Source organism: Paenibacillus sp. CR_12, assembly GCF_041953985.1.
Lineage (GTDB): Bacteria > Bacillota > Bacilli > Paenibacillales > Paenibacillaceae > Paenibacillus_AQ > Paenibacillus_AQ lautus_A.
Window position 1 is genome coordinate 448,438 of the sequence record NZ_JAVFHO010000005.1, and the last position, 21,368, is coordinate 469,805.

The window sequence follows — 21,368 nt, forward strand, 5'->3', positions numbered from 1 at the left end:
TTAGGGATAGCCTCTAGTCTTTTTACATTATCTATTTTTCGTTGCTACAAACGGCAGGACAACCTACTCCTCCATCAGCTCCCACAGCGTGGTGAATGCCTCACCTTCCAATTGAAAGAATACAGGCGCATTGGCATATCGCACATATTGGCCGCCTTTAAACAGTCTTAACTGGACTTCCGTCCCGTCCTGCAGCTGGATATACAGAAATTTCTGCTCGCTAGGCCCGGTCTCGTAGATCCCTTGCTCAAACAAAGGTTCGGCCGCGATCGGCTTCGCTTCATATAAAGCTTCAACGAAGGCTTGCACCTCCGCATCGGCGGAAAGCTCGCGCAATTTGTTCTCGCCCATGTTCCAGCTGTCGAAATCCTGCCATTTGACCGAAGTCATGTTCCCCATCAGATTCAGCTTGCCGATAATATCCTCGCCCTTGGCCACCGTAATCCCGTTCAGATGCTCATACAATTCGGCGTAGACTTCCCCGTCGTGCTCCATGTAGGACATGATTCTAAAATCGGCATCATATCCCTTAACCGTGAAAATATCCATTTCGCCGATCGTCGAGGCAAGCTCCGTGTAATCATCGGAGGAGCTCCATTCCGTAATCCCCGACTTCGACCGTCCGAGCTTGTCGCCCCGCAGCTGCTTGGCGATGTCCGGCGTGATTTGCGTACCGGTTTGGGTGTAGATATTGCCCTGGTATACAACCAAACCGATCATGTCGGCTTTGACGTTGCTCTCGCCCGGAAGCTCGATTTTCGGAATGGTTACCGGATCGTGACCAACCTTCGCGGTCGGCGGGGTATTCGACCCAGTCCCTTGTTGAACCACCGGGATATCGCTGACCGCTGGCTCGTTCTCAAGATTCAATACCAGCGAAGTCACTACCACCAGCCCCAACATAATAGCCGCGGTGACGCCGGCGACCCCCAGTCGGCTCATTCTTGTCGTTTGACGCTGATTTTGTTTCATTCCTTTCATAATCCGCTCCTCCATTCCTTTATCAGGTTCGATTCGATCTATCAATGATTTGTAGTCACTCCGATTCATCAATCGTCCTCTCCTTCCAAGTCCATGCGCAGCAGCTTCCTGCCGCGCTGAAGACGCATCTTGACCGCAGACTCGTTAATCTGCAAAATCCCGGCGATTTCCTTAACGGAATAATCCTCGTAATAAAACAGATGGATGACCGACTTATACTTGAACGGCAAACTCATGACGTTATCCATCAGCGTCCGTTCCGACGGTTCGACAAAATAATCGTTCATATGCTCCATTTTGGTTACCCGCTTGCGCCACAGGCTCCCTTGCATGTTCTTGCAGTGGTTCGTAATCACCCGGATGAGCCAAGCTTTCTTATGCTCCTGATCCCTGAAGTCGGGCGCTTTATATATCAGTTTAATGAACGTCTCCTGAATGGCTTCTTCGACATCCTGTTTATTCCCAAGGTACACCATCGCTATTTTAAAAAGCATATCGCCATATAATTCATAGGTTTCCGTAATATCTCCGCCCGGCCGGAGCGAATCGATCTGCATCGCCTTTAGACCTCCTTTTACCCTTAACACAGTTATGGACGCGGATCGGTCACATTTTGTTTTTAAGTTTTTCGGATTAAAAAAGAGGGTGTCCCAAAAGCTCTTAGATCTGGTGTGCTGTTAGGAGACGCTCCGTGTACGAATCGTTCCTCCCATCGCTGTTGTCCCCAAATTTCTTGGAATGATTGTAAGCAAGGGAGAAATTCGGGGACAAAGCATATGCTCTCGATGCGAGCTTTCCGTTGGAAAGCTTTCAGGCGACCGCTGGCGCTTGTCCGGAATCGTTTCGTCCTCTCCGCTCCCATAAGAATCACCGAAACAAAATAACAAGAAAATGGCGGTGCAAGGATCGCCTCCTTAGCACCGCCATTTCTATTTCCCATTTTTGTTGATCAATGGAGTGTTCTTTAGCAGATTTGCTGGTGGACTCCCCTTCTCGTTTATAACCGAGAGGCTTACCCAATATGCATCCAGCCGCTATAGAACCTGTTTATTTTACGTACGTCAAATCCTGCATCAAACGATGGAGCACAGCGGCGCTTTCGCCGCGGGTGGCATTCGATTTAGGATGGAAGCGCTGCTTCGGATCTCCATTCAGAATATCAAGTGCCGCCAATTCATACACCGCCACCTGAGACCAAACACCGATCGCGGACGCATCGGCAAAATGAGCTTTTGCCGCGTCGACGGGGTTGTATCCGGCATACTCCAGCGCGTTGTAGGCCATCACGGCCATCTCTTCGCGCGTGATCGTCCGATTCGGCTTAAAAGTGCCGTCCGTGTAGCCGTTAATGATATCGGCATCGACGGCTGCCTGGATCGCTCCCGCGTGCCAGTCGGATGAAGCCACGTCCTGGAAGCTGCCTGACGCAGCGTCTGCAGAAAGTCCCAATGCCCGGACGACAAGCGCTGCGAACTCGGCCCGAGTAACTGGAGCGTTCGGAACAAAGGTCTGCTCCGTGCGCCCGGTTACGATCATTTTGGCTGCAAGCGATTCAACCTCACCCTTCGACCAATGCGACGCGATGTCCTGGAACGTTACCGGGTTCTGCAACACCAGATACGTGCTGTTCGTGCGGCTATAGATATCGATACGTTGGCCGTTCACCTTGAATGGTACCGGCGTGTATTCGCCGTTTCCATCCACTCGAACAACCGCAATGTCCGTCAACGCATGCGATTTGTCGACATTCAGGGACCGCTTCACATACGTTTGGAACGAATCCAGCGTGAAAGTCTTGCCATTGCCGGACTTCACCGTCACGGTGTAGCTCACGGCTTGCAGCGCTTTATATCCTTTGGACACCGCTGATTTAAGGGCATCCGCATCGACAGCAAGCTGAATGACCAATTGAAGGCTGTTCATGTCCGAGCCGGCTTGGGCTGCCAGCGCTTGAAGATCGATCTCCGTCTTCGGAAGTTCATAGCTTCCGTAAGGCGTCGCTACCACCAGCACCTGCGCGCTTGTCTGATCAAGCCACGCACGCAGCGCTTCATTCTCGATGGTAACGGATGAAGAAGAGATGGGCTGCGTGCTTGTTACCTCTACGGTAACTTTTCCACCCGTAGGCTGTTTCAGGGCTTCCTTCATGGCCGCTCCGGTCACGCTGCCTGTAGCCATACCGTTCTCCACCTTCACCGGCACCTTAATCTTGCCTGGCTCCGCCGGCGGCGTCGTGCCAGGGTTGGAAGGATTCACGGGAGGCGTCGTCGGCCCTGGAGTTCCAGGCGTGCCCGGATTTCCAGGGTTGCCCGGCCCAGGCTCTCCCGGACCACCCGGAAGCGGCGATCCCTTCAAGTCCGTAATCCGTCCTTCCACGGCGGAGGTCTTGGCCGTGATGGTGCCTACCTTTTTCACATAGTTCGAGAACACCTCATAGTCAGGCTTATAAAGCAGGTTCACGCGCCCTTCCAGATAAGCCTTCTCGAGCGAAGCATAGAAATCGCCGCCCTTAGCGGTAAATGCGTTCGTCGCTACTTCATACGATTTATTCATGTCGATCGGCTCGTATCCGTTCTTGCCTTTCACCTCGATGCGCAGGACGCGTGATCCAACCGGCTTGGTCGAATCATAATAGAACCTCATCCCAGCGATATGCGGGAAGCGCCCATCCTGAGCAGGGGTTTTGGAGACCCCGTTTTCCATGGCTTCTTTAATCTCAGCACCCGTTAACGTGATCGTGACGAGATCATTGTTAAACGGAAGCACCGTCATAACGTCACCCATCGTGATTTTGCCTGCTTCAATCGATTCGCGGATGCCCCCGCCGTTCTGCAGGGCGATGACCGCATTCGTGCCGGCGGCTTGCGCCGCATCCAGCATGCCATCGGCAATCAGATTGCCGAGATTCGTTTCCTTCGTGCGGACATCGGCGCGGACGCCGTTCAGCTTCACTTCTGTCGTGCCCACCTCCGTTTGTTTCAGTTCCTCCACGCCTGGCTTATATTTGGTATTCAGAATTTGCAAGGCTTCGGGATCCGGCTGAATTACATACTGCTCATTGCTATCTTTCTCGTCAACGGAAATGAGGCTGCTGTTCCACTCTTGCAGAACACCCTCGTCATCAAATACGACCTCAAGTTGGCCTAAGAATTGACCTTTTTCACCTGTCTGCACGATCAGCTTCGGTTCGCTGTCCGAACGATCCACGACCGCCTGATCCAGCTTGGTATGACTGTGACCGCCCACGATGATGTCGATGCCCTCGACTTCCTTCGCAAGGTTGACATCCACGTCATAACCGAGGTGCGACAGTACGACGATTTTGTTGATACCTTCATTCCTCAGCATCGCTACGGTGTCTTTTGCCTTTTGCACCGCATTCTCAAAGGTGACGTCTCCCGGCGAAGCGATGTTTGCCGTGTCTTCGGTTGTCAGTCCGATGAGGCCAACCTGCTCCCCGTCTACCTCCATGATGATGGCCGGGTAGATGGTTCCATCCTTGGCATCCCGGGTCACTTCATCCTTGAATTTCTGGGTCAATAAAGCATCGGCCGAAAAATTCACGTTCGAGGAAACAAACGGGAATTTCGCATGCTCGATGAAATCGTTCAGTACCTCGGAGCCTTTATCGAACTCATGGTTACCGAAGGTCATGGCATCATATTGAACCAAATTCATGAACTCCAGATCGGCAAGTCCCAAATATTGATTAAAATACAGCGTGCCTGAGAATACGTCTCCCGCATCCACGAGCAGTGGATTGACCGCATTCGCTTTGGCTTCCTTGATTGCCGTAACCCGGCGCGCAATATTATCCGGCGAGCTTACGGTGTCCAGATTGGCATGCGTGTCATTGGTATGCAAAATCGTCAGCGGGAAGCCGTCCACGGCTTCTTCCTTCAGGTCGATCTGGGCGACGACCGGATCATGATCCGATACGCGGCCCTTGGAGGCCGGGAAATCGGCGTTCAGATGCACGATATCGACTTGCGTAGAACGGGTCAGGTTCTTGCTGACCAGAATATGATCCAGCACCTGCGAGTTTCCGTCATACGTGTACGTGTACTGCTCCATGAGCGGAAGCGTCTCGATCAGGTTGTCTAATTCGTTGCCCTTTAAAATGTTCGCCGTCTCGGTAAATTGGAAATCATTCAAATCCCCCAGCACGACGACGTTCGCATCAGGATTAGCGGACACCACGTCTTTCACGAATCCGTTCACGACCGCTGCGATCTGATGGCGCTGGGTTTCGCTGGAGAGAACCGGCGGCTGGGTATTGCCGAATGGCCCTTGATCTCCGGATTTCGAGTTAAAATGATTCGCGATGACGATCACTTTTTCCCCTTGAAATTCGAACTGTGCTGCCAGCGGCTTGCGCGATGCGTTGAATGCCGCATTCTGCGGATCAATCCGGCCCGGATTCAGGGTTAACTGATCCTTCGCCGCATCATACGCCACGGATTCCGTCGGGGATCCCTTCTTGCTCTGAACGCTGTCCGATAACTGGACGCGATCCACGTTGTAGAGGAACCCGACCCGGATGTTGGCTCCCGGCGCTCCCCCGTCGTTATTATTCACCGGCTCAATGTCGGTAAAGCTGTAGGTTGGTCCGCCGGCTGCCTTGATGGCGTTAATCAAGGTCTGGTAGCTTTGATCGGCCGCGGTGGTTCCGTTGTTCTGCTCTCCGTTGTTATCCTGTACTTCCACGAGACCGATAATATCCGGAGACTTGATGTTGTTAACGATCGATTCCGCCAGCTTGTTGATTTTGGCGGAGCTTACGCCCGGGTAGAAATTTTCAATATTATACGTCGCTACTCTGAGCTGTTCGGCATTCACGTCAATAGTAGATACCTCTTGCTTAAAAGAGCTGCTGTCGATTGGAGGCAAGCTGTCTTTGGCAGGGATCACCTTGAAGTTCCCGCCGTTATACCCGATCACGCCGATCACATCATCGGCAAACGTATCGCCCGTGCTCACTTCCTGACCCGGATTGCCGTAAGCAATCAAAAGACGCTGCGGGTTGAAATTGCCGTTCTCTTTCAGAACCAGCCCGCCCGCCGGCGTAATGACATCGGCGACATCATTTTCGACCCGGGTCACAATGTTGTAGGTTCCACTGCTTGTCCAATAGGGACTAATGATCGTTGGCTGCGGAAGTCTGACCAACATGCCCTCCAGCGACTCGTAGAAGTCGATGGCATCCTCCTCCGGATCGAACGTGGTCATGCCGTCATTATCGATAATGGCAGCCGGAATCGGACGTCCGCCTTTGCCTAATAGAACAGGGTCCGGCAGCTGCTGTGCCTGATCGAGCTTCTTGAACGATTGCAGCTCGATTTGAGTGGAAGTCAGGTTGCTGGAGCTTCCCTCGTTATACTCGGCCACTTTACCGGCTACGCTTACCAGATCTCCGATTTGAGGACGGTTTGGATCCGTGGAATACACGAAAATGGCATCCGAGGTATTCGGATTGGAATCCGGCTTCGGATCCTGGATATAGAATCCCTTAATGCTGCCGTTAGAGAACGTATAACCGTACTGGGTTACAACGCCTTCAATATCGGTTACCGTCTGTCCGTTATACGGCGAAACATGGTCCTCGCCTTGGATATCCGCGATGCGCGGCTGCTGAGTAGCCTTGTAAGCAAATTCGTATACCTTGCTCACATCCACACCCGAGACGACGATCGCTTTGATGGTTGTGTCACGGTCAATCTGAATCGGTGCGCTGTACAGCGTGCTTGCTGTCGTAGGAACCGATCCATCAAGCGTATAATAGATGCTTGCGCCTTGCGTAGGGCTGGACAGCGTCACCATTCCCCCGGTAATGATCGGTCCGGCACCCGGACTTGCGATTACGGAGAACATCTCTTCGATTAAGGCATCCTCGCCTAATGGAATCAGCTCATAGATATTTCCGAACTGCTTCACCACGCCCGTGATGCGGCTGAAGGTTTTCACCGTCTTCAGCTTGGACAAGCCGGAATAGATGATGAATTCATGCCCGCCTTGCTCGGCTGTGTATTCCCCAGGTCTATTCTCGGATTTGATGGTGACATCATTCAGGGAGACTAGTCTTGCCTCATAATTCTCCCCTGCAGCTGAAGATAGATCAGCTCCGGTAATTGGGAGAGCCTGCGGCACTCCGACTTGGTTCCCCGTTACGTCGTGCGGCAGCAAGGCGTGCGGTTTGATCTCCTGAAGATTGTTGTAAATCTCCATCACGCCGGCCACGCTCACCCGGTCGCCAACGCTGGCATTAAGCGGGTAATCATAGAGCACGATACCTGCCGTATCGTCTTGAATATAGGTCTCTCTCCCTTCGATATGCGTAATGATACCTTCCGTCCAAACATGCTCGCCTTTTGCCTTGCTGCGGGCATCAGCGACGGACGTTTCCGTTAAAATATCGTATTGGAACGTGGAGACCGGCCCATCCGGCTGGCCATCTTGGGCTGCATAGGCATGCACCCGCGTAGGCTCGTTAAGGATGATCGGGCCATTGACGAGCTGGAATCCGGTCCCGTTCCCGCCGGACAAATATACATCCGCATATACGGAAGCGCCTACCGTAGGCGGATTCAGCGTAATCTCCGTTCCGGCTGGCCAGGCATTCGGCACCGGATTGGCCGTTACCGCTCCCAAGCCCGAGCCAGGCGTAACCGGCGTAACGGGACTCGCACTGTTCCGGGGATTGGGCGTCGTAACGGTAAAATCGGCCGCATTGTTATCCGTGTCGCGGCCGCGGTCATTTTGACCAACGGTCAATTCCTTGCGGATCGCTGCCGTGCTGTTGGATAGAGCTGCGGTCGGACTCGTTTCATACTCTGAAGCGGACCCATAGCCAATGAGGTCGATGCGATCGCCAGCGGCGTTCACCAGATCTACTTTGCCATTGGAGCCGCTAAGGTTCAATGCTCCTGCAGCATCAGCTGTCGGCAAAGAAGCACCTACCGAGCCGCTACTCTGCTGTTGGATTAAGTAATAAGCATGAGGTTCTATGGTACCAGTTAAAGAGGTCGTGCCGTTAAAAGTGCCTGCTGCGCTTGCATAACGTACCTTCCAGCCTGTAAGGTCGACCGGACTGCTGGTCGGATTGAACAATTCGATAAAATCATGAGTAAAAGATGCCCCGCTATTCCCGCCGCCACCGTACACTTGGCTGATCACAACCTGGTCATGTCGGGGAGAAGCCTCCGCCACCTTCACGGGACTGAAAGGAACGACGATACTCAGAAGCATCACGATAACCAAAAGCACACTTAACGGCCTTTGGCACCTATGTAATCGAATGCGCATTCAGGTGTTCACTCCTCTATTCTATTAAATTTTCTTACCTTATTTACTATATATACCAGATATGTTTTGGGAGTTCTAACCTAAAGTATGCTGGATGTAAAAAAACCTCCGATAGACCTAAACCCAAAGCTGGATAGGCATATCAGAGGTTCTATTTGTCTTACATCGACTTGCGCAATGCGTTACCGTTTACCTGAATCGAACGGCTCCCCTACCGCTTTCGGCGCATTCGAGGATTTGGAGAAAATCACGAGCGCGATCAGCGTGACGATATAAGGGAAGATCTTGAGAATGACCGGCGGGATTACCGCCAAGGACGGAATGACTTGGGATACATTGGCTACCGTCGTGGCAAATCCGAAGAACAAGGTCGCCAGCAGGATGCCGAGCGGCTTCCATTGTCCGAAAATGAGGGATGCCAGGGCCAGGAACCCCAGTCCCGCAACGTTCCCCGTAAATTCGCCGGAATACGTCAACAGAATGACAGCCCCACCGAGTCCGGAAAAAGCACCCGAGATCATGACGCCCACATACCGCATGGACTGCACCTTAATACCGGCTGCTTCGGCCGCGTGCGGATGCTCGCCGCAGGACCGGAGCCGCAAACCGAAAGGTGTTCTGTACAGTACAAAAGCACTGACCAAAAGCAAAATCAGAACCAACCATGTCGTGGCATAGGTTTTCGTGAAGAATAAATCCCCGATGATCGGAATCTTGGAGAGACCCGGAAAATCAAACGGTTTGAATCCGCTGGTGATGCTGATCTTGCCGCTGCCCGTAATGTTACGGGCAAGGAAAATCGTCAAGGCACCCGCAATCATGTTGATCGCCGTACCGCTTATGATCTGATTGGCACTGAGGTTAATGCTGGCAAAGGCATGTAGTAGCGAGAATAGTGCGCTCGCTGCCGCCGCCGCCAATAAGCCTACCCATAATACCCACCAATGGCCGGGCCATTGGGCCTGCATTTTGAATATGACAAAGGCGCCGATGAAAGAACCGACAATCATCAAGCCGTCAAGGCCGATATTGACGACCCCGCTTCGTTCACTGAACAGCGCGCCCAGGGCGGTAATCAAAAGCGGGATCGTGTAAGCGATGGCATACGGAAAAATCTGTTCAATCGTTGTCCACATATGTCCTTACTCCCCCTGCTTTTTATTTGCCGCGCGACGCAGCTTGAATTTACGGTACAGTCGCTCGATCAAGATGCTGGTTGCCGCAAAATAGATAATGATGGCGATAATCGAATCGGCGATTTCCGGCGGAATCTCCGTCATGGCATTCATAAAACCTCTGCCCGAGTAGAGAATCCCGAAGAACAGGGCCGACACCAAAACACCGATAGGTGCGTTGATTCCAAGCAGGGCTACGGCAATGCCGTCAAAGCCTTGGCTCGGCAGAATGCCGATCTGCATGCTGGAGGCATTCCCTGCATATTGTGCAACACCCGCGAGGCCCGCGAGGCCCCCGGAGATGAACATGGACAGCACGATGCTGCGTTTGACGGCGATACCCGCATATTCGGAAGCGTGCCGGTTGAATCCGACCGCCTTCAATTCGTATCCGAGCGTTGTTTTGTTAATAAGGAAAGCGACGACCAGAACAGCAATGACCGCGATAAAAAAGCCCAGATTGACATAGGAGCCTTGGAACATATCGCTAAGCCACTGCTGATGCAGCATGGCTTCCGGCGGAAGCTGGCGCGATTCCGTCTCCAGGCTCGCCCCTTTGAAGTAACCCGGAATAACATAATAAACGGTCCAGTAGGCCGTCCAGTTCATCATGATCGTGGATACGACCTCATGCACGTTATATTTAGCCTTCAAAAACCCGGGAACCACCGCCCATAGTGCGCCGCCGATGAAACCGACCAGCACCATGACCAACAGGAGCAGAGCCCGCGGTAAATCCAGCGAAAGGCCGACAGCCGTTGCACAGAACCCGCCGAACAGCATTTGGCCCGCAGCACCGATATTGAACAGCCCGGTACGGAAGGCAAAAGCCACGGACAAACCGGTCAAAATAAGCGGAGTCGCCGTCGCCAGCGTATTTCCGATCCGCTCCGGATTTTTAAGCCCGCCTTGGAGGAGATACTTATATCCTTCTATCGGATTATGCCCGGTCAGCGCCATAAGCAGTGCCCCCGCGATGAGTCCGAACAGGACGGCAAGCAACGATTTTACGCTGTTATTCATGTGGTGCCTCCTCTTTTTGATACCCGGCCATCATCAGTCCGAGCTCTCTTTCGTTCGTTTCGGAGGTTTTTACGATACCTACCAGTTCACCGTTATTGATAACGGCAATGCGGTCCGACAGATTCAGCACTTCATCAAGCTCCAGGGAAACCAGCAGAACGGCTTTCCCCTTGTCCCGCTGCTCGATCAGACGACGGTGAATATATTCAATCGAGCCTACGTCAAGGCCCCGGGTCGGCTGAACGGCAATAAGCAGATCCGGATCGCGCTCTACCTCGCGGCCGATGATTGCTTTTTGCTGGTTACCGCCGGACATCGAACGCACGATCGACCGGCCGCCCGTTCCGGAACGCACATCAAAGCTCTGAATGATATGCTCCGCATGCTTGCGGATCGCTGCCGGCTGCAGCAGCCCGTTCTTGGAATACGGTGGGCGGTTATACACCTCAAGGATCAAATTCTCTTCAATCGTATAATCCAGCACGAGGCCCCTCTTCTGGCGGTCCTCCGGAATGTGGCCGATTCCGCTCTCGTTCCGCTGACGGACGGAAAGTCCGTTAAGCGTCTTACCATTCAGGCTCACCGTCCCGCTCTCCGCTTGACGCAAGCCGGTAATGGCTTCCACCAGTTCCGTTTGGCCGTTGCCGTCCACGCCGGCAATGCCCACGATCTCGCCGGCATGCAGATCCAAGCTAAATCCTTTGAGTGCTTCGACTTTTTTACTGTTTTTTACCGTAAGTGACTGGATCTGAAGAACGGCTTTACCAGGGTTACTCTCCTGCTTGTCCACCTTAAAGGAAACGCTGCGGCCTACCATCATTTCGGCCATCGCTTCGCGGCTCGTGTCGGCCACGTCAACGGTGCCGATTGTTTTCCCCCGGCGAATGACGGTGCAGCGGTCCGCAACCGCTTTAATTTCTTTCAATTTATGCGTGATCAGAATGATGGATTTGCCTTCGTTGACCAAATTCTTCATAATGCCCTGCAAATCTTCGATTTCCTGAGGGGTCAGCACCGCCGTGGGCTCGTCAAATATGAGCACTTCCGCATCGCGGTACAGCATTTTGAGAATTTCCACGCGCTGCTGCATCCCTACCGAGATATCCTCGATTTTGGCATAGGGGTCTACGTTGAGCCCGTATCGTTTGGACAGCTCCTCGACCCGCTTGGCTGCGGATCTCACGTCTAAACCAAAGTAATACTTGCGCGTCTCGCTGCCGAGAATAATATTCTCGGTCACGGTAAACGGCTCCACCAATTTGAAATGCTGATGCACCATCCCGATTCCGAGTTTGTTCGCGACGTTCGGATTCGAAATCCGCACGTCCTTGCCGTTGACTTTGATCACGCCACGGTCAGGCTGGTACATGCCAAACAGGATGCTCATCAGGGTCGACTTGCCGGCACCGTTCTCGCCGAGCAGCGCATGAATTTCGCCCTTCTTCAGTTGAATCGTGATATCATCGTTGGCCACGATCCCCGGAAATTCCTTGCGGATGCCCACCATCTCGACAACATAGTCCATGGTTTTGGGTCCTCTCCTTCTTTTGTGTTGATATCTTCCTGTGCATAAATTGCTTTAAAAAACGCGGATCGACTCACTTCCAAATAGCCAGAACGCAGTTCCATAGAGATCATTCTACATTCAATATCAGGATGCAATCGCTTGCCCCGGTGATACGGTCTGATACCTAAAATAGCCCCACAAAGTGGAGCCTATGCTTCGATGCTTGTTCCAAATACTTTGCGGGGGCTCCAAAACATATACATGCGATTACAGAATTGCTTACGCTTCGCTGAAATAACTTATACATTCTAATACCTTAAAAAAAGACGGAGGGAATCCGTCTTTTTTCATGCGGTATCGCTGCTTTTCAAGTAAGCCTATCCACGCTCCGTAGATAATCTTGGTGTCTTGAATTACTTAATCAATTCGCCTTGTTCTGCGGCTACTTTAATTTCGCCGGCTTTGATCTTGCCAAACACTTCGTCTACTTGCTTCAGAACGTCCTCACTCAAGTTCGGGTTATTCTCAGGAAGTCCGACGCCGTCATTTGTGGCATCCAGCGTAAGCGTCTGTCCACCCGGGAATTTGCCCTCGGTTTCGGCTTTGATCATATCGTAAGCCGCATGGTCGATTTTCTTGACAGCGGAAGTCAGGACAACGGACTTGTCGCCTTCGTATACGCCGTCTTGATACTGGTCAACGTCAACGCCGACGATCCAAACCTCGGATCCGTTCTGCACGCGAGTCTTCGCTTCGTTAATCGCGCCGACGCCAACGCCGCCTGCAGCCGCGAAGATCACGTTTACGCCGCGGTCATACATTTGAGCCGCCAATTGGCTGCCTGCCGCAACGTCGTCAAAAGATCCTTGGTATACCACGTTTTCTTTATTAATTACCAGTTTCGTGCCGAGATTCTCGTTAGCATAAGCTACACCCTGCTGGAAGCCCCAGTTGAACTTCTGTACAGGCGGAATTTCCATGCCGCCGATAAAGCCTGCTTGTCCATCCTTCACATGAAGGGCAGTCGCTACGCCAGCCAGGAAGCCGGACTCCTGCTCAGCGAAGAAGATGGAAACGGTATTTTCCTTAACGACCGGTGTTGCGCCTTCTTCTCCAGATTGAGGCGTTCCGTCAATAATTACGAATTTAGCGTCTTTATACTTGTCCTGTGCTTTGAACACGGCTGTTTCGAATTTGAAGCCTGGCGTTACGATAAATTTAAATCCGGCATCGTACAGGTTACCGATCTCTTTCGAATAGTCGGCTTCTGTGGTTCCGGCCGGCTTCAGGTATTTATACTCCATTTTGAAGTCCTCGTTCGCCTTCACGATACCTTCGTATGTGCCTTGGTTAAACGACTTGTCATCGATCGTTCCCGCGTCTGTAACCATCCCTACCTTGAAGTTTGCCTTAGGTGCGTCGCCGCCTGCGCCGCCGCTTGGCTCTGACGCCGGTTTGTCGCCGCAGCCCGCCAGCATTGTGACAGATAACGCCAAACTGATTAAAGATATGACCCCTTTTTTCATTAAGGATAACCCTCCTAGGTATATATGCCCGAATACTAGATTCGCGCTATTTACAATATATTAATAAAAGTGACCCTTTTCAACATAAATTTGGGTGAATCTGTCAAACTGCATCTGTGCCGCGGTGAAACGTTTAAGACATGTTTTATTCCAATTTTAGTAGAGATAGGGAGGCGTAATTTTCACATCGTTGATTTAACAGTTTTTATAGATAACACGGGGGTTACAGGCGGTGGCATACGAAGCGTGCGCAAGGTTTTGGACCCTTTGATTTGGTAAAAAATAAATGCGCTTTACGAAAAGAAAGCACCTTGGCCAAGGTGCTTATAAACATGCTGTTCATTCAATGAATGGCTGTGAATGATTATTCACTTGCGACGGATTTTCATCATGCGGTTATATGTAATGAATGCGGCAATAATCATCGCGATAAAACCCAGATTGCTCGCCGACTCCGGCGACATGCCAAACACGCCCGCCAAACTCGTAACCAAGTTATTTGTAAGCAGCGCCACCGCAATCAGCATGACCGGACGCCACACGCTGTACCTTTTCATCCTCGCAACACCCCCAGGCAGTTTCGAAACCATTCAAACACAAACCACTTAAGTCGCTTAGCTTCATCTATTAGATGCATTATACCATGAATAAGTATGCGTTTACATTAATCTTAACCTGCGCAGTATGAATTTTTCAGATAGCCCGCAATTACTTCATTGATGAGACGTGTTCATAAACATCGGGATGCACCACATATTTATCATACGGTCATCAAGACCGATTCGAAAGCAAAAGCCATAGGTCACAGCGTGGAAATCACGCTGCGTCCATGGCTTTTTTACGAAACATAAATTAATTATCATGCATTATGCCCCGACAGAAATTATCACGGAATGCCCTCATCCTAAATCAACAGCATGGAAATCAGGCCGCATGCCATCGGAATCTGAGCTCGTGCTGGAATAACTCATCAGTCCTTTTTATTGTACTCGAATGAAATCTTAACGGGATCCGACATTCCTTCCATAGACAGATAGGCGTCGAAAGTTCCTTTTAAATTGCCGGTAAGCTTGATCGTGAATTGGAAACTTCCCGTTTCCGTACTGGTCGTCTGGCCTTCGTACCGAACTTTCCCTTTCGAATCGAGTATTTTCAAATCCACTTGGGACTGACTGCCGTTCACGACCAGACCGTCGATCGTCAATTTCTTCGCAGCGGCATCCACCACGGCTCTTGCGCCGTCGATTGTAGTGTCACCCCCCGCATGGCCGTCAACGCCGAGAACTTCGATTTCATCAAGGAAGACCCAGACGTTGACCGGGAATTCCACTTTAACGTAGCGGGCAGACACTTTATCGGCTCCCGATTCCCCCGGCACACCGTCTGTTATCCCGCTCCAACCCACGAACTCGGCCGAGGCAGCATCCTGTGCCGGTGGCGGAGTAACGGTTGCCAGCGTGCTCCAGGACTCGCCGTCAGATGAAACGGAAAAAGTGACGTTCTGAGGGAAATAGATGCCGGGTCCTTGATCCTGAAGAAAATGGGCTCTAATGGCCCCGATCGATTTGTTGCCGCCCAAATCAAACGTGATGGTGCGGCTTCGTTCGTCAGGGTAGTCGCTTCCTGCATGGGCCTGCCACTGCTCGGTGCGGTAATCCGTCCCGCCGAATCGGCCGTCCGTAAGTTCGTTCCCGGAATCGGGATAGTTGCTGTTAGGCTGCTGTGAAATTGTATAGCTTTGGCCAAGAACCAGATTGCTGAGTCCCCCTTCGTCAGACCAGGTATGAATGAGAACTTGGGCGTAGGAATCAAGCACCGTTGCGGCCGGGACCGAAATCAACCCTTGCGCTTGGACGGCCGGGTCGTGAATGTGCGCGAGAAGATCCTGCATATACGTCACGGCTTCCTTCGGCTTGTTATCGTCCAGAAGAAGTTTGATGGTCTGCAATCGATACGTCAAATCATTACCAAAAGCCGGCTTGATTTCGTTCGATGCGACATAACGCTGTACAACCTCCGCCATCGTCTCCGGCGCCGGGCTGCTATCGATGGCGTACGTTCCGTTCAAATACTGGTACAGCCAGTCATACATTAAACGCAAACTTGGATCCTTGCTTGCCCCTAAGTTGTATACTGCATTATTGCCTTGATAGTGAGCTCTGAAGCCATTTTGCATCAGACCGGATCTAACGCCGCTGTCCAAGTATTCGACAAAACGCTGACGAAGTACGGGATCTGTCAGCATTCCGTCATCAAATTCAACTTCGTTCCCCATTCCGTATCGCTTTGCAGTATCCGTAGCATCGTCCAGACGGTCGGAATCCATTCCGCCGAAGAAATAGTTAGGCTGAAGCGCCGCGGCATCGAACCCTACATCTTTCCACATAAACATTTTGTAAGCATAGGAGTGTGGAATCCAGAAAACCTTCATGTTCATGGCGTGCACTTTATCCGACACCATGCGAGCTATGTCCGGTCCCGATTCGGATATGTCGATTTGTTCCGGCATCCAGTACATGCCGACAAGCTCAAGATTCGAGTAGTTGGCAGCCTGCCATCTTTGCCGGGTCTGGTCCAGCCACCACTGCACCGCTTTTCCTCTGTTTTCAGACGCTTTTTCTTTGCCTACGACGGAGTCGTTGAAATTTAAGGAGCCGCTGCCGTCAATGTCGCCAAAATTGGTTAAGGATTCCCCTGGATTCGGAATCATTAACACAACCTTGACTTGATGATCGGGCTGTTTCAGCTTGGCCCCAACTTCCTTGGCAGCCTCATTCAACTGCTGCATATCGCCCGTGGCTGCAAATGTTTTATCCAAATACCATTTCCAATCGTCCAGGTTTGTTTGTCCCTGACCGAAATCGCGGCCGGCAGGCGAAGCAATCCCGAGATATAGAACGCCGTCATAAAGCCAATCGACCGGCTCGCCGTCTTTATTTACATAACTGATATTAGGGATAATCCGTTCCTTCTTCCAATCGCCCAAACCATTCGCATATTGTCCGTTATAAAACAGATTCAGATTCCGGATCCCGGCCGTAGCTTCCCCCGGCTCCAAAAAACGAGGCTGCTCGGCAGGAACCTTTACCGCACCGTCAACCTTGCCGTCCATACCCATAATTTCGATTTCGTCAATATATTCCCACTGTGTAGGATGCATATAAAAGGTCACCTTCACATAACGGGCATAAGCCAGCTTGCCATCCGTATTCCCGCCTTTGATTCCATCCCGGCTGCCATCCCATTCAAAGGTCTCCTGTCTGGGCGGTCCTTCTCCCCACAGAAGCTGCGTAGCGTTATGGGAAAGCAGCCCCCAATTTTCCTTATCGTCGGAGACATACATCGATACCGACAGCGGCACGAGAATCGAATTCGTAGGAAAATCTTGAAAGAAATTAGCCGTGATCTTTCCAATTGACTTTTCCTCACCGAGATCGAACACAACTTCGCGAGCCTTTCCGCGCAGATGTCCTACCCATGCCGGGTCGTTCATATCCAATGCGCCGTATTTTCCGTCCGTAAGCTTGTATCCGTCATCGGGATGCGAAGCTTCCGGAGCTTCAGACCATTCATACGGAAGACCTGCCGCGAGATTGCGGAATTGCGTCTCCTGCACAGCCGAAGATACTGCCGCTTGATTTTCGCCTATTGCTTGTGGTACCTGTTCCGCTGCCGGTTCACCAGCATCCGTCAGTTGATCCAGATCGACCTGTGGATTACCTGAATCATTCCCTGCTTCCATCTGGTCTGCACCTGCCGCCTGCAGGACAGTCACATCCGGAACAAGCGATTTCGCCCCAACCGCTGAGAGCGGAGTCAGTAGTAATACGGCTGCCATTAATCCTGATAACCATTTTTTATTCAAATTCATCAAGGCCAGCTCCTTTTCTTTATTCTCGAGTACAGAAATATCAAAAACTTTAAACCCTTATTTCTGTTCCGGGTGAACGCTAGATTTTAATCCCCCCTTTCGCGAATTCCGCCATAAGCAAGCAGCAAAGCGTATAAGATCGGCTTCCTCCGTAAAGAGGAAGCCGTCACCGCCGCGTCCAGTGCCGCCAGCGGGGCGAAGTTTCCAGTGGGCAACGGCAGTAGTACAGCGCAGCCAAACACTCCGCACTCCGAGCGATCTGAGGCGTAGATAAACAGTGGATAAGCAAACTTCGGTTTATCCGTGTTCAAGTGATTCTGTTTTATTCCGCCTTCGCCGCCAGGAACTCGTCAATTTGCTTTTGCAGCTCCTGCTGAATCTTGTGGAGGGCGGGACCGGCTTCCGCTTCGAATTTCTTCAATATGTCCTCCGGATCGATAACCCCGTTAAACAACGCCGTGTAGTATTGCCCGTCGACTGTATTGTACTGGCTGACCTCGTTTTGCACCGGGGTACTGTCAAATTCGAAGCCGGCCAAAATGTCGGTGGTGAACATGTCGGCATCGCGAAGCACGGCATCCATTTCATCATTCTGCGGATCGCCGCCTACAACACTGCGCTCATCGACCGGATTCCATAGCCAAACATAGCCGAAAGCAGAGTAGCCGGATGTATCCAGGTTTTTCATTTTGTCTTCTCCTACCGCTTCCCAGTGCTTTCCTTCGATTCCATAAGAGAGCAGGTCGTAGTTTTCCTTCTCATTCGCCCAGTTCAGGAACATAATCGCCCGCTCCTTGTTCTTGCTCACCTTCGGAACAGCGAGGAAATTCCACTGTTTAAAATTGGTCAAATTCGCGCCTTTTTCCGGGTTAAAGAAGGTGACCGTTTCCAGCTCGCCTCCCGGTACGTTGTTCTTGAACGTGTTCTTGAGGGAATCGCCGATGCCGAACGCGCCGTTTGTGACGATTGCTACTTTGCCTGCCGAAATCGGCTGGTGAAAATCTTTCGTCGTCAAAATGTCCTTGAAGATCAGTCCGTCTTTAAACCATTTGTGGGTGTTCGCCAGCCACGCTCCGATCGGCTCCCGATCCTCCAGCAAATTGTAAACTTTGCCGTCATTGTTCTTGTAGTAGAGCATCAGGCTGTTGCCCAGGGCGTGGGTCGGTCTGACATGGGTTTCGTAATCGTTCAGCGCATGGTGAGCGACAAATGAATAAGTGGCGGAGCCTGCGCTCATCGGGATAATGCCTTTCTCTTGCTCCTTTACCTTGTATGCGAAAGCGATCAATTCTTCATATGTCTTGATCGGCGGTACGCCCAGCTTCTCGCGAATGTCTTTGCGCACCATGTACGAATTGCCGGACATGTAGCTGACGCCGAGCGGAACGGCCATAATTTTGCCGCCGTATTTGTTGTAGTCCCACATTTGCTGCGGCCGTTTCTCCAGCACCGTTTGGCCGTACTGGGCCAACAGGTCATCCAGCGGTTCATAGAATCCGTTTGCAATCATCTGATTGATGTGCAGCCATGGCGCATCGAAGATGAGATCGATGTTTTCGCCGGAAGCAAGCGTTACCTGTGTCTTTTGCGCCAGATCGGACCAGGGTACGAAGACGACGTCAAGTTTGACGTTGATCGTATCCTTCATCCGCTTTTCTGCCTCGGCGATGACCAAATCCATATCCGACGGCCGATCGCCGGGAATCATGATTTTCAACGTCACCTCTTCAAGTTTGGCGTCATCGCCGGCGCTGTCTCCGGTTTGACCCGACGGTCCGGGCATCTTCCCTTCCCCTTCGTTCTTGCCCGAACAACCCGCAATCGCGACGAGCGCGATCAATAACACAAGCGCGATGGACAATAATCTTTTCATGGTTCCTTCCCCCTGAATCAATAATAGAGAAAATAGGCGGATGAGCCGGTTCATAAACAGCAGCGATTGAAAGCTCGAACCGGCCAAACACCCCTCACGTTTGCCGCTCTACCCTTTTACCGAACCAAGCGTCAAACCTTTTATAAAGAAGCGCTGGATGAAGGGATAGACGAACACGATCGGGCCGATGGTAACGCAGACGATCGCCAGCTGCATGCCATAGGTCGGCACGACGACGTTGTACTGCGTCTGGCTCCCGCTCACATAAGCCATAACATTCAAATTGGACATAAGCTGGCGGATCATCATCTGCAGCGGCAGCATTTTGTGATTGTCGATAAACAGCAATGACAAGTACCAATCGTTCCAATATTGCAGCGCGTAAAACAGACTCACCGTGGCGATAACAGGCAGCGAAATCGGCCAGATGATGCGAAAGAAAATATAGAGATCATTGGCACCGTCCACAGTCGCAGCTTCATTCAATTCATACGGCAGCGTCCGGTAGTATGAGACAAGAATGAAGGCATAGAACGGATTAAGCAGATAGGGCAAAATGAGCGCCCAAACCGAGTCCTTCAGATGCAGCCAGTTGGCGATCAGCATGTAAAAGCCGACCAGTCCTGCGCCGAACAGCATCGTCAGGAAGGTTAGAAACGATAAAATATGGCGGTACTTCACTTTCCGGTGGCTTAGCGTGTACGCATAGGCAGCTGTCAAGAGGACGCCCAGCGCCGTGCCGGCGATCGTCACAATCATCGTAATGCCGTAGCTTAGAAACACCTGCTTGCCGGAAAGCAAAAATTTGTACGCATGGAGGCTGAATTTGCTCGGCAGCAACTGGTACCCCGCCGTCTGCAGAAGCGATTCATCGGCGAACGAGTTGATGAACACAATCCAGAACGGAATGAAGCAAAACAGCGCAAAAGCACCCAGCACTGCGTACATCAAAACAAGAAACAACCGTTCTCTCACTTCGATCACACCTTAACTGGTTGGGACTGAAGCAAAGGGCCGGTTCGGAGCTGTAGAAACGCAAGTGGTCCCTTTGTTCCCGAATCGTATCCGCTTAACGAGCTTATACGATCCTAACGATTCGGGAACAACAGCGATCGAAAAGCCCGAATCCGGCCTCATGCCAACTCGCCCAACCTTCCTTTTAGAATAGTCTTGAATCCGCGTCCACCTTGCGCGCGATCGCATTGAAGATCAGAATCGTGACAAGCCCCATGCAGGACTGGTACACGACAACGGCAGCGGACATGCTGAAATTCCCCAGCTGCCTCAGCGCACGAAACGCATACGTATCGATGACATCTGTCGTTGGAAAGAGTATGCCGTTATCTCCGATGATCGCGTAAATCATGCCGAAATCGCCGTAGAAAATACGGCCAATGCCAAGCAGCGCCAATATCATCACGGTCGGCCGCATCAACGGCAGCGTTATGTAGAGCATCTGCTGCATCCGGCTGGCGCCTTCTATTCGGGCGCTCTCGTAATATTCCGAGGAGATGCCCGTAATGACGGCCAAAAAAATAATGGAATTATAGCCGGCAATCTTCCAGGCGCTAATGACGGTTAAGATATACGGCCATACGCCAGGCGTCAAATACCAGTCCACTCCTTCGTAGCCAAGGGCGGCAAGCGCGCGGTTAATGAGCCCCTCGGATGTGCTGAATAGCGTCAACGTCATCATGCTGACGACAAGCCAAGAAATGAAATACGGCAAAAAAATAAACGATTGCGTGATTCGCTTGAACAGCCTGTTGCGGATTTCGTTCAGAAAGATAGCCAGCACGACCGCGCTGCCGAGACCGGTTACGAGAAACAGTGCATTCAGGAAAACGGTATTCAGCGTCACCCGCAGCCAGTCTTTCCCATTGAAGAAAAACTCGAAGTTTTTAAATCCGACCCATTCGCTCCCCCATATTCCATCGGATAGCCGGTAATCCTGGAAGGCGAGCAAATGCCCGGCCATGGGCATATACGCAAATACGACCAGAAACGCAATGCCGGGCAGCGCCAGCAAGTACAAATACCGGTTCCGCGACAGCTCGCGCACAAACGACCCGCCGAACCTTCTACGTCGCTCCAAAGAGCGTCCCTCCTT

General features: G+C 51.7%; 12 protein-coding genes. All 12 read right to left on the reverse strand.

Translation table 11 applies throughout. The features are described from left to right. Positions 1-63 precede the first annotated feature (63 nt). Entirely contained in the window at positions 64-981 is a 918-nt protein-coding gene (locus RB297_RS20725) for a hypothetical protein (protein WP_375121314.1), read from the reverse strand. Positions 982-1,049: 68 nt separating this feature from the next. Then, a complete protein-coding gene (locus RB297_RS20730; protein WP_009593946.1) occupies positions 1,050-1,538 on the reverse strand; it encodes an RNA polymerase sigma factor in 489 nt (162 codons plus the stop codon). Positions 1,539-2,028: 490 nt separating this feature from the next. Beyond that, entirely contained in the window at positions 2,029-8,283 is a 6,255-nt protein-coding gene (locus tag RB297_RS20735; RefSeq protein ID WP_375121315.1) for a 5'-nucleotidase C-terminal domain-containing protein, read from the reverse strand. Positions 8,284-8,465: 182 nt separating this feature from the next. Continuing rightward, the gene (locus RB297_RS20740; protein WP_012818560.1) at positions 8,466-9,419 is read right to left on the reverse strand and encodes an ABC transporter permease; all 954 of its coding nucleotides are present in this window, start codon (positions 9,417-9,419) and stop codon (positions 8,466-8,468) included. A gap of 6 nt (positions 9,420-9,425) precedes the next feature. Further along, the gene (locus RB297_RS20745) at positions 9,426-10,481 is read right to left on the reverse strand and encodes an ABC transporter permease (RefSeq protein WP_096774864.1); all 1,056 of its coding nucleotides are present in this window, start codon (positions 10,479-10,481) and stop codon (positions 9,426-9,428) included. Further along, a complete protein-coding gene (locus RB297_RS20750) occupies positions 10,474-12,006 on the reverse strand; it encodes an ABC transporter ATP-binding protein (RefSeq protein ID WP_096774865.1) in 1,533 nt (510 codons plus the stop codon). Before RB297_RS20750 ends, RB297_RS20745 begins: the two co-directional genes overlap by 8 nt. Positions 12,007-12,401: 395 nt before the next feature. Continuing rightward, positions 12,402-13,514, reverse strand: a complete 1,113-nt coding sequence (locus tag RB297_RS20755; RefSeq protein ID WP_375121316.1) for a BMP family lipoprotein — start codon at positions 13,512-13,514, stop codon at positions 12,402-12,404. Between the two features lie 368 nt (positions 13,515-13,882). Further along, the gene (locus RB297_RS20760; RefSeq protein WP_012818556.1) at positions 13,883-14,071 is read right to left on the reverse strand and encodes a hypothetical protein; all 189 of its coding nucleotides are present in this window, start codon (positions 14,069-14,071) and stop codon (positions 13,883-13,885) included. A gap of 413 nt (positions 14,072-14,484) precedes the next feature. Next, positions 14,485-17,385, reverse strand: a complete 2,901-nt coding sequence (locus RB297_RS20765) for a DUF4855 domain-containing protein (RefSeq protein WP_375121317.1) — start codon at positions 17,383-17,385, stop codon at positions 14,485-14,487. 322 nt (positions 17,386-17,707) lie between these two features. After that, a complete protein-coding gene (locus tag RB297_RS20770) occupies positions 17,708-19,258 on the reverse strand; it encodes an extracellular solute-binding protein (RefSeq protein WP_375121318.1) in 1,551 nt (516 codons plus the stop codon). Positions 19,259-19,366: 108 nt separating this feature from the next. Continuing rightward, complete coding sequence (locus RB297_RS20775) at positions 19,367-20,233, reverse strand: carbohydrate ABC transporter permease (protein WP_260066841.1); 867 nt, start codon at positions 20,231-20,233, stop codon at positions 19,367-19,369. Between the two features lie 184 nt (positions 20,234-20,417). Then, the gene (locus RB297_RS20780) at positions 20,418-21,353 is read right to left on the reverse strand and encodes an ABC transporter permease (RefSeq protein WP_113059096.1); all 936 of its coding nucleotides are present in this window, start codon (positions 21,351-21,353) and stop codon (positions 20,418-20,420) included. Positions 21,354-21,368 lie beyond the last annotated feature (15 nt).

Coding starts and splice junctions, on each gene's coding strand:
- RB297_RS20765 (WP_375121317.1), bottom strand. CDS start 17,385: ATGAATTTGAATAAAAAATGGTTATCAGGATTAATGGCAGCCGTATTA.
- RB297_RS20740 (WP_012818560.1), bottom strand. CDS start 9,419: ATGTGGACAACGATTGAACAGATTTTTCCGTATGCCATCGCTTACACG.
- RB297_RS20730 (WP_009593946.1), bottom strand. CDS start 1,538: ATGCAGATCGATTCGCTCCGGCCGGGCGGAGATATTACGGAAACCTAT.
- RB297_RS20750 (WP_096774865.1), bottom strand. CDS start 12,006: ATGGACTATGTTGTCGAGATGGTGGGCATCCGCAAGGAATTTCCGGGG.
- RB297_RS20745 (WP_096774864.1), bottom strand. CDS start 10,481: ATGAATAACAGCGTAAAATCGTTGCTTGCCGTCCTGTTCGGACTCATC.
- RB297_RS20770 (WP_375121318.1), bottom strand. CDS start 19,258: ATGAAAAGATTATTGTCCATCGCGCTTGTGTTATTGATCGCGCTCGTC.
- RB297_RS20725 (WP_375121314.1), bottom strand. CDS start 981: ATGAAAGGAATGAAACAAAATCAGCGTCAAACGACAAGAATGAGCCGA.
- RB297_RS20735 (WP_375121315.1), bottom strand. CDS start 8,283: ATGCGCATTCGATTACATAGGTGCCAAAGGCCGTTAAGTGTGCTTTTG.
- RB297_RS20760 (WP_012818556.1), bottom strand. CDS start 14,071: ATGAAAAGGTACAGCGTGTGGCGTCCGGTCATGCTGATTGCGGTGGCG.
- RB297_RS20755 (WP_375121316.1), bottom strand. CDS start 13,514: ATGAAAAAAGGGGTCATATCTTTAATCAGTTTGGCGTTATCTGTCACA.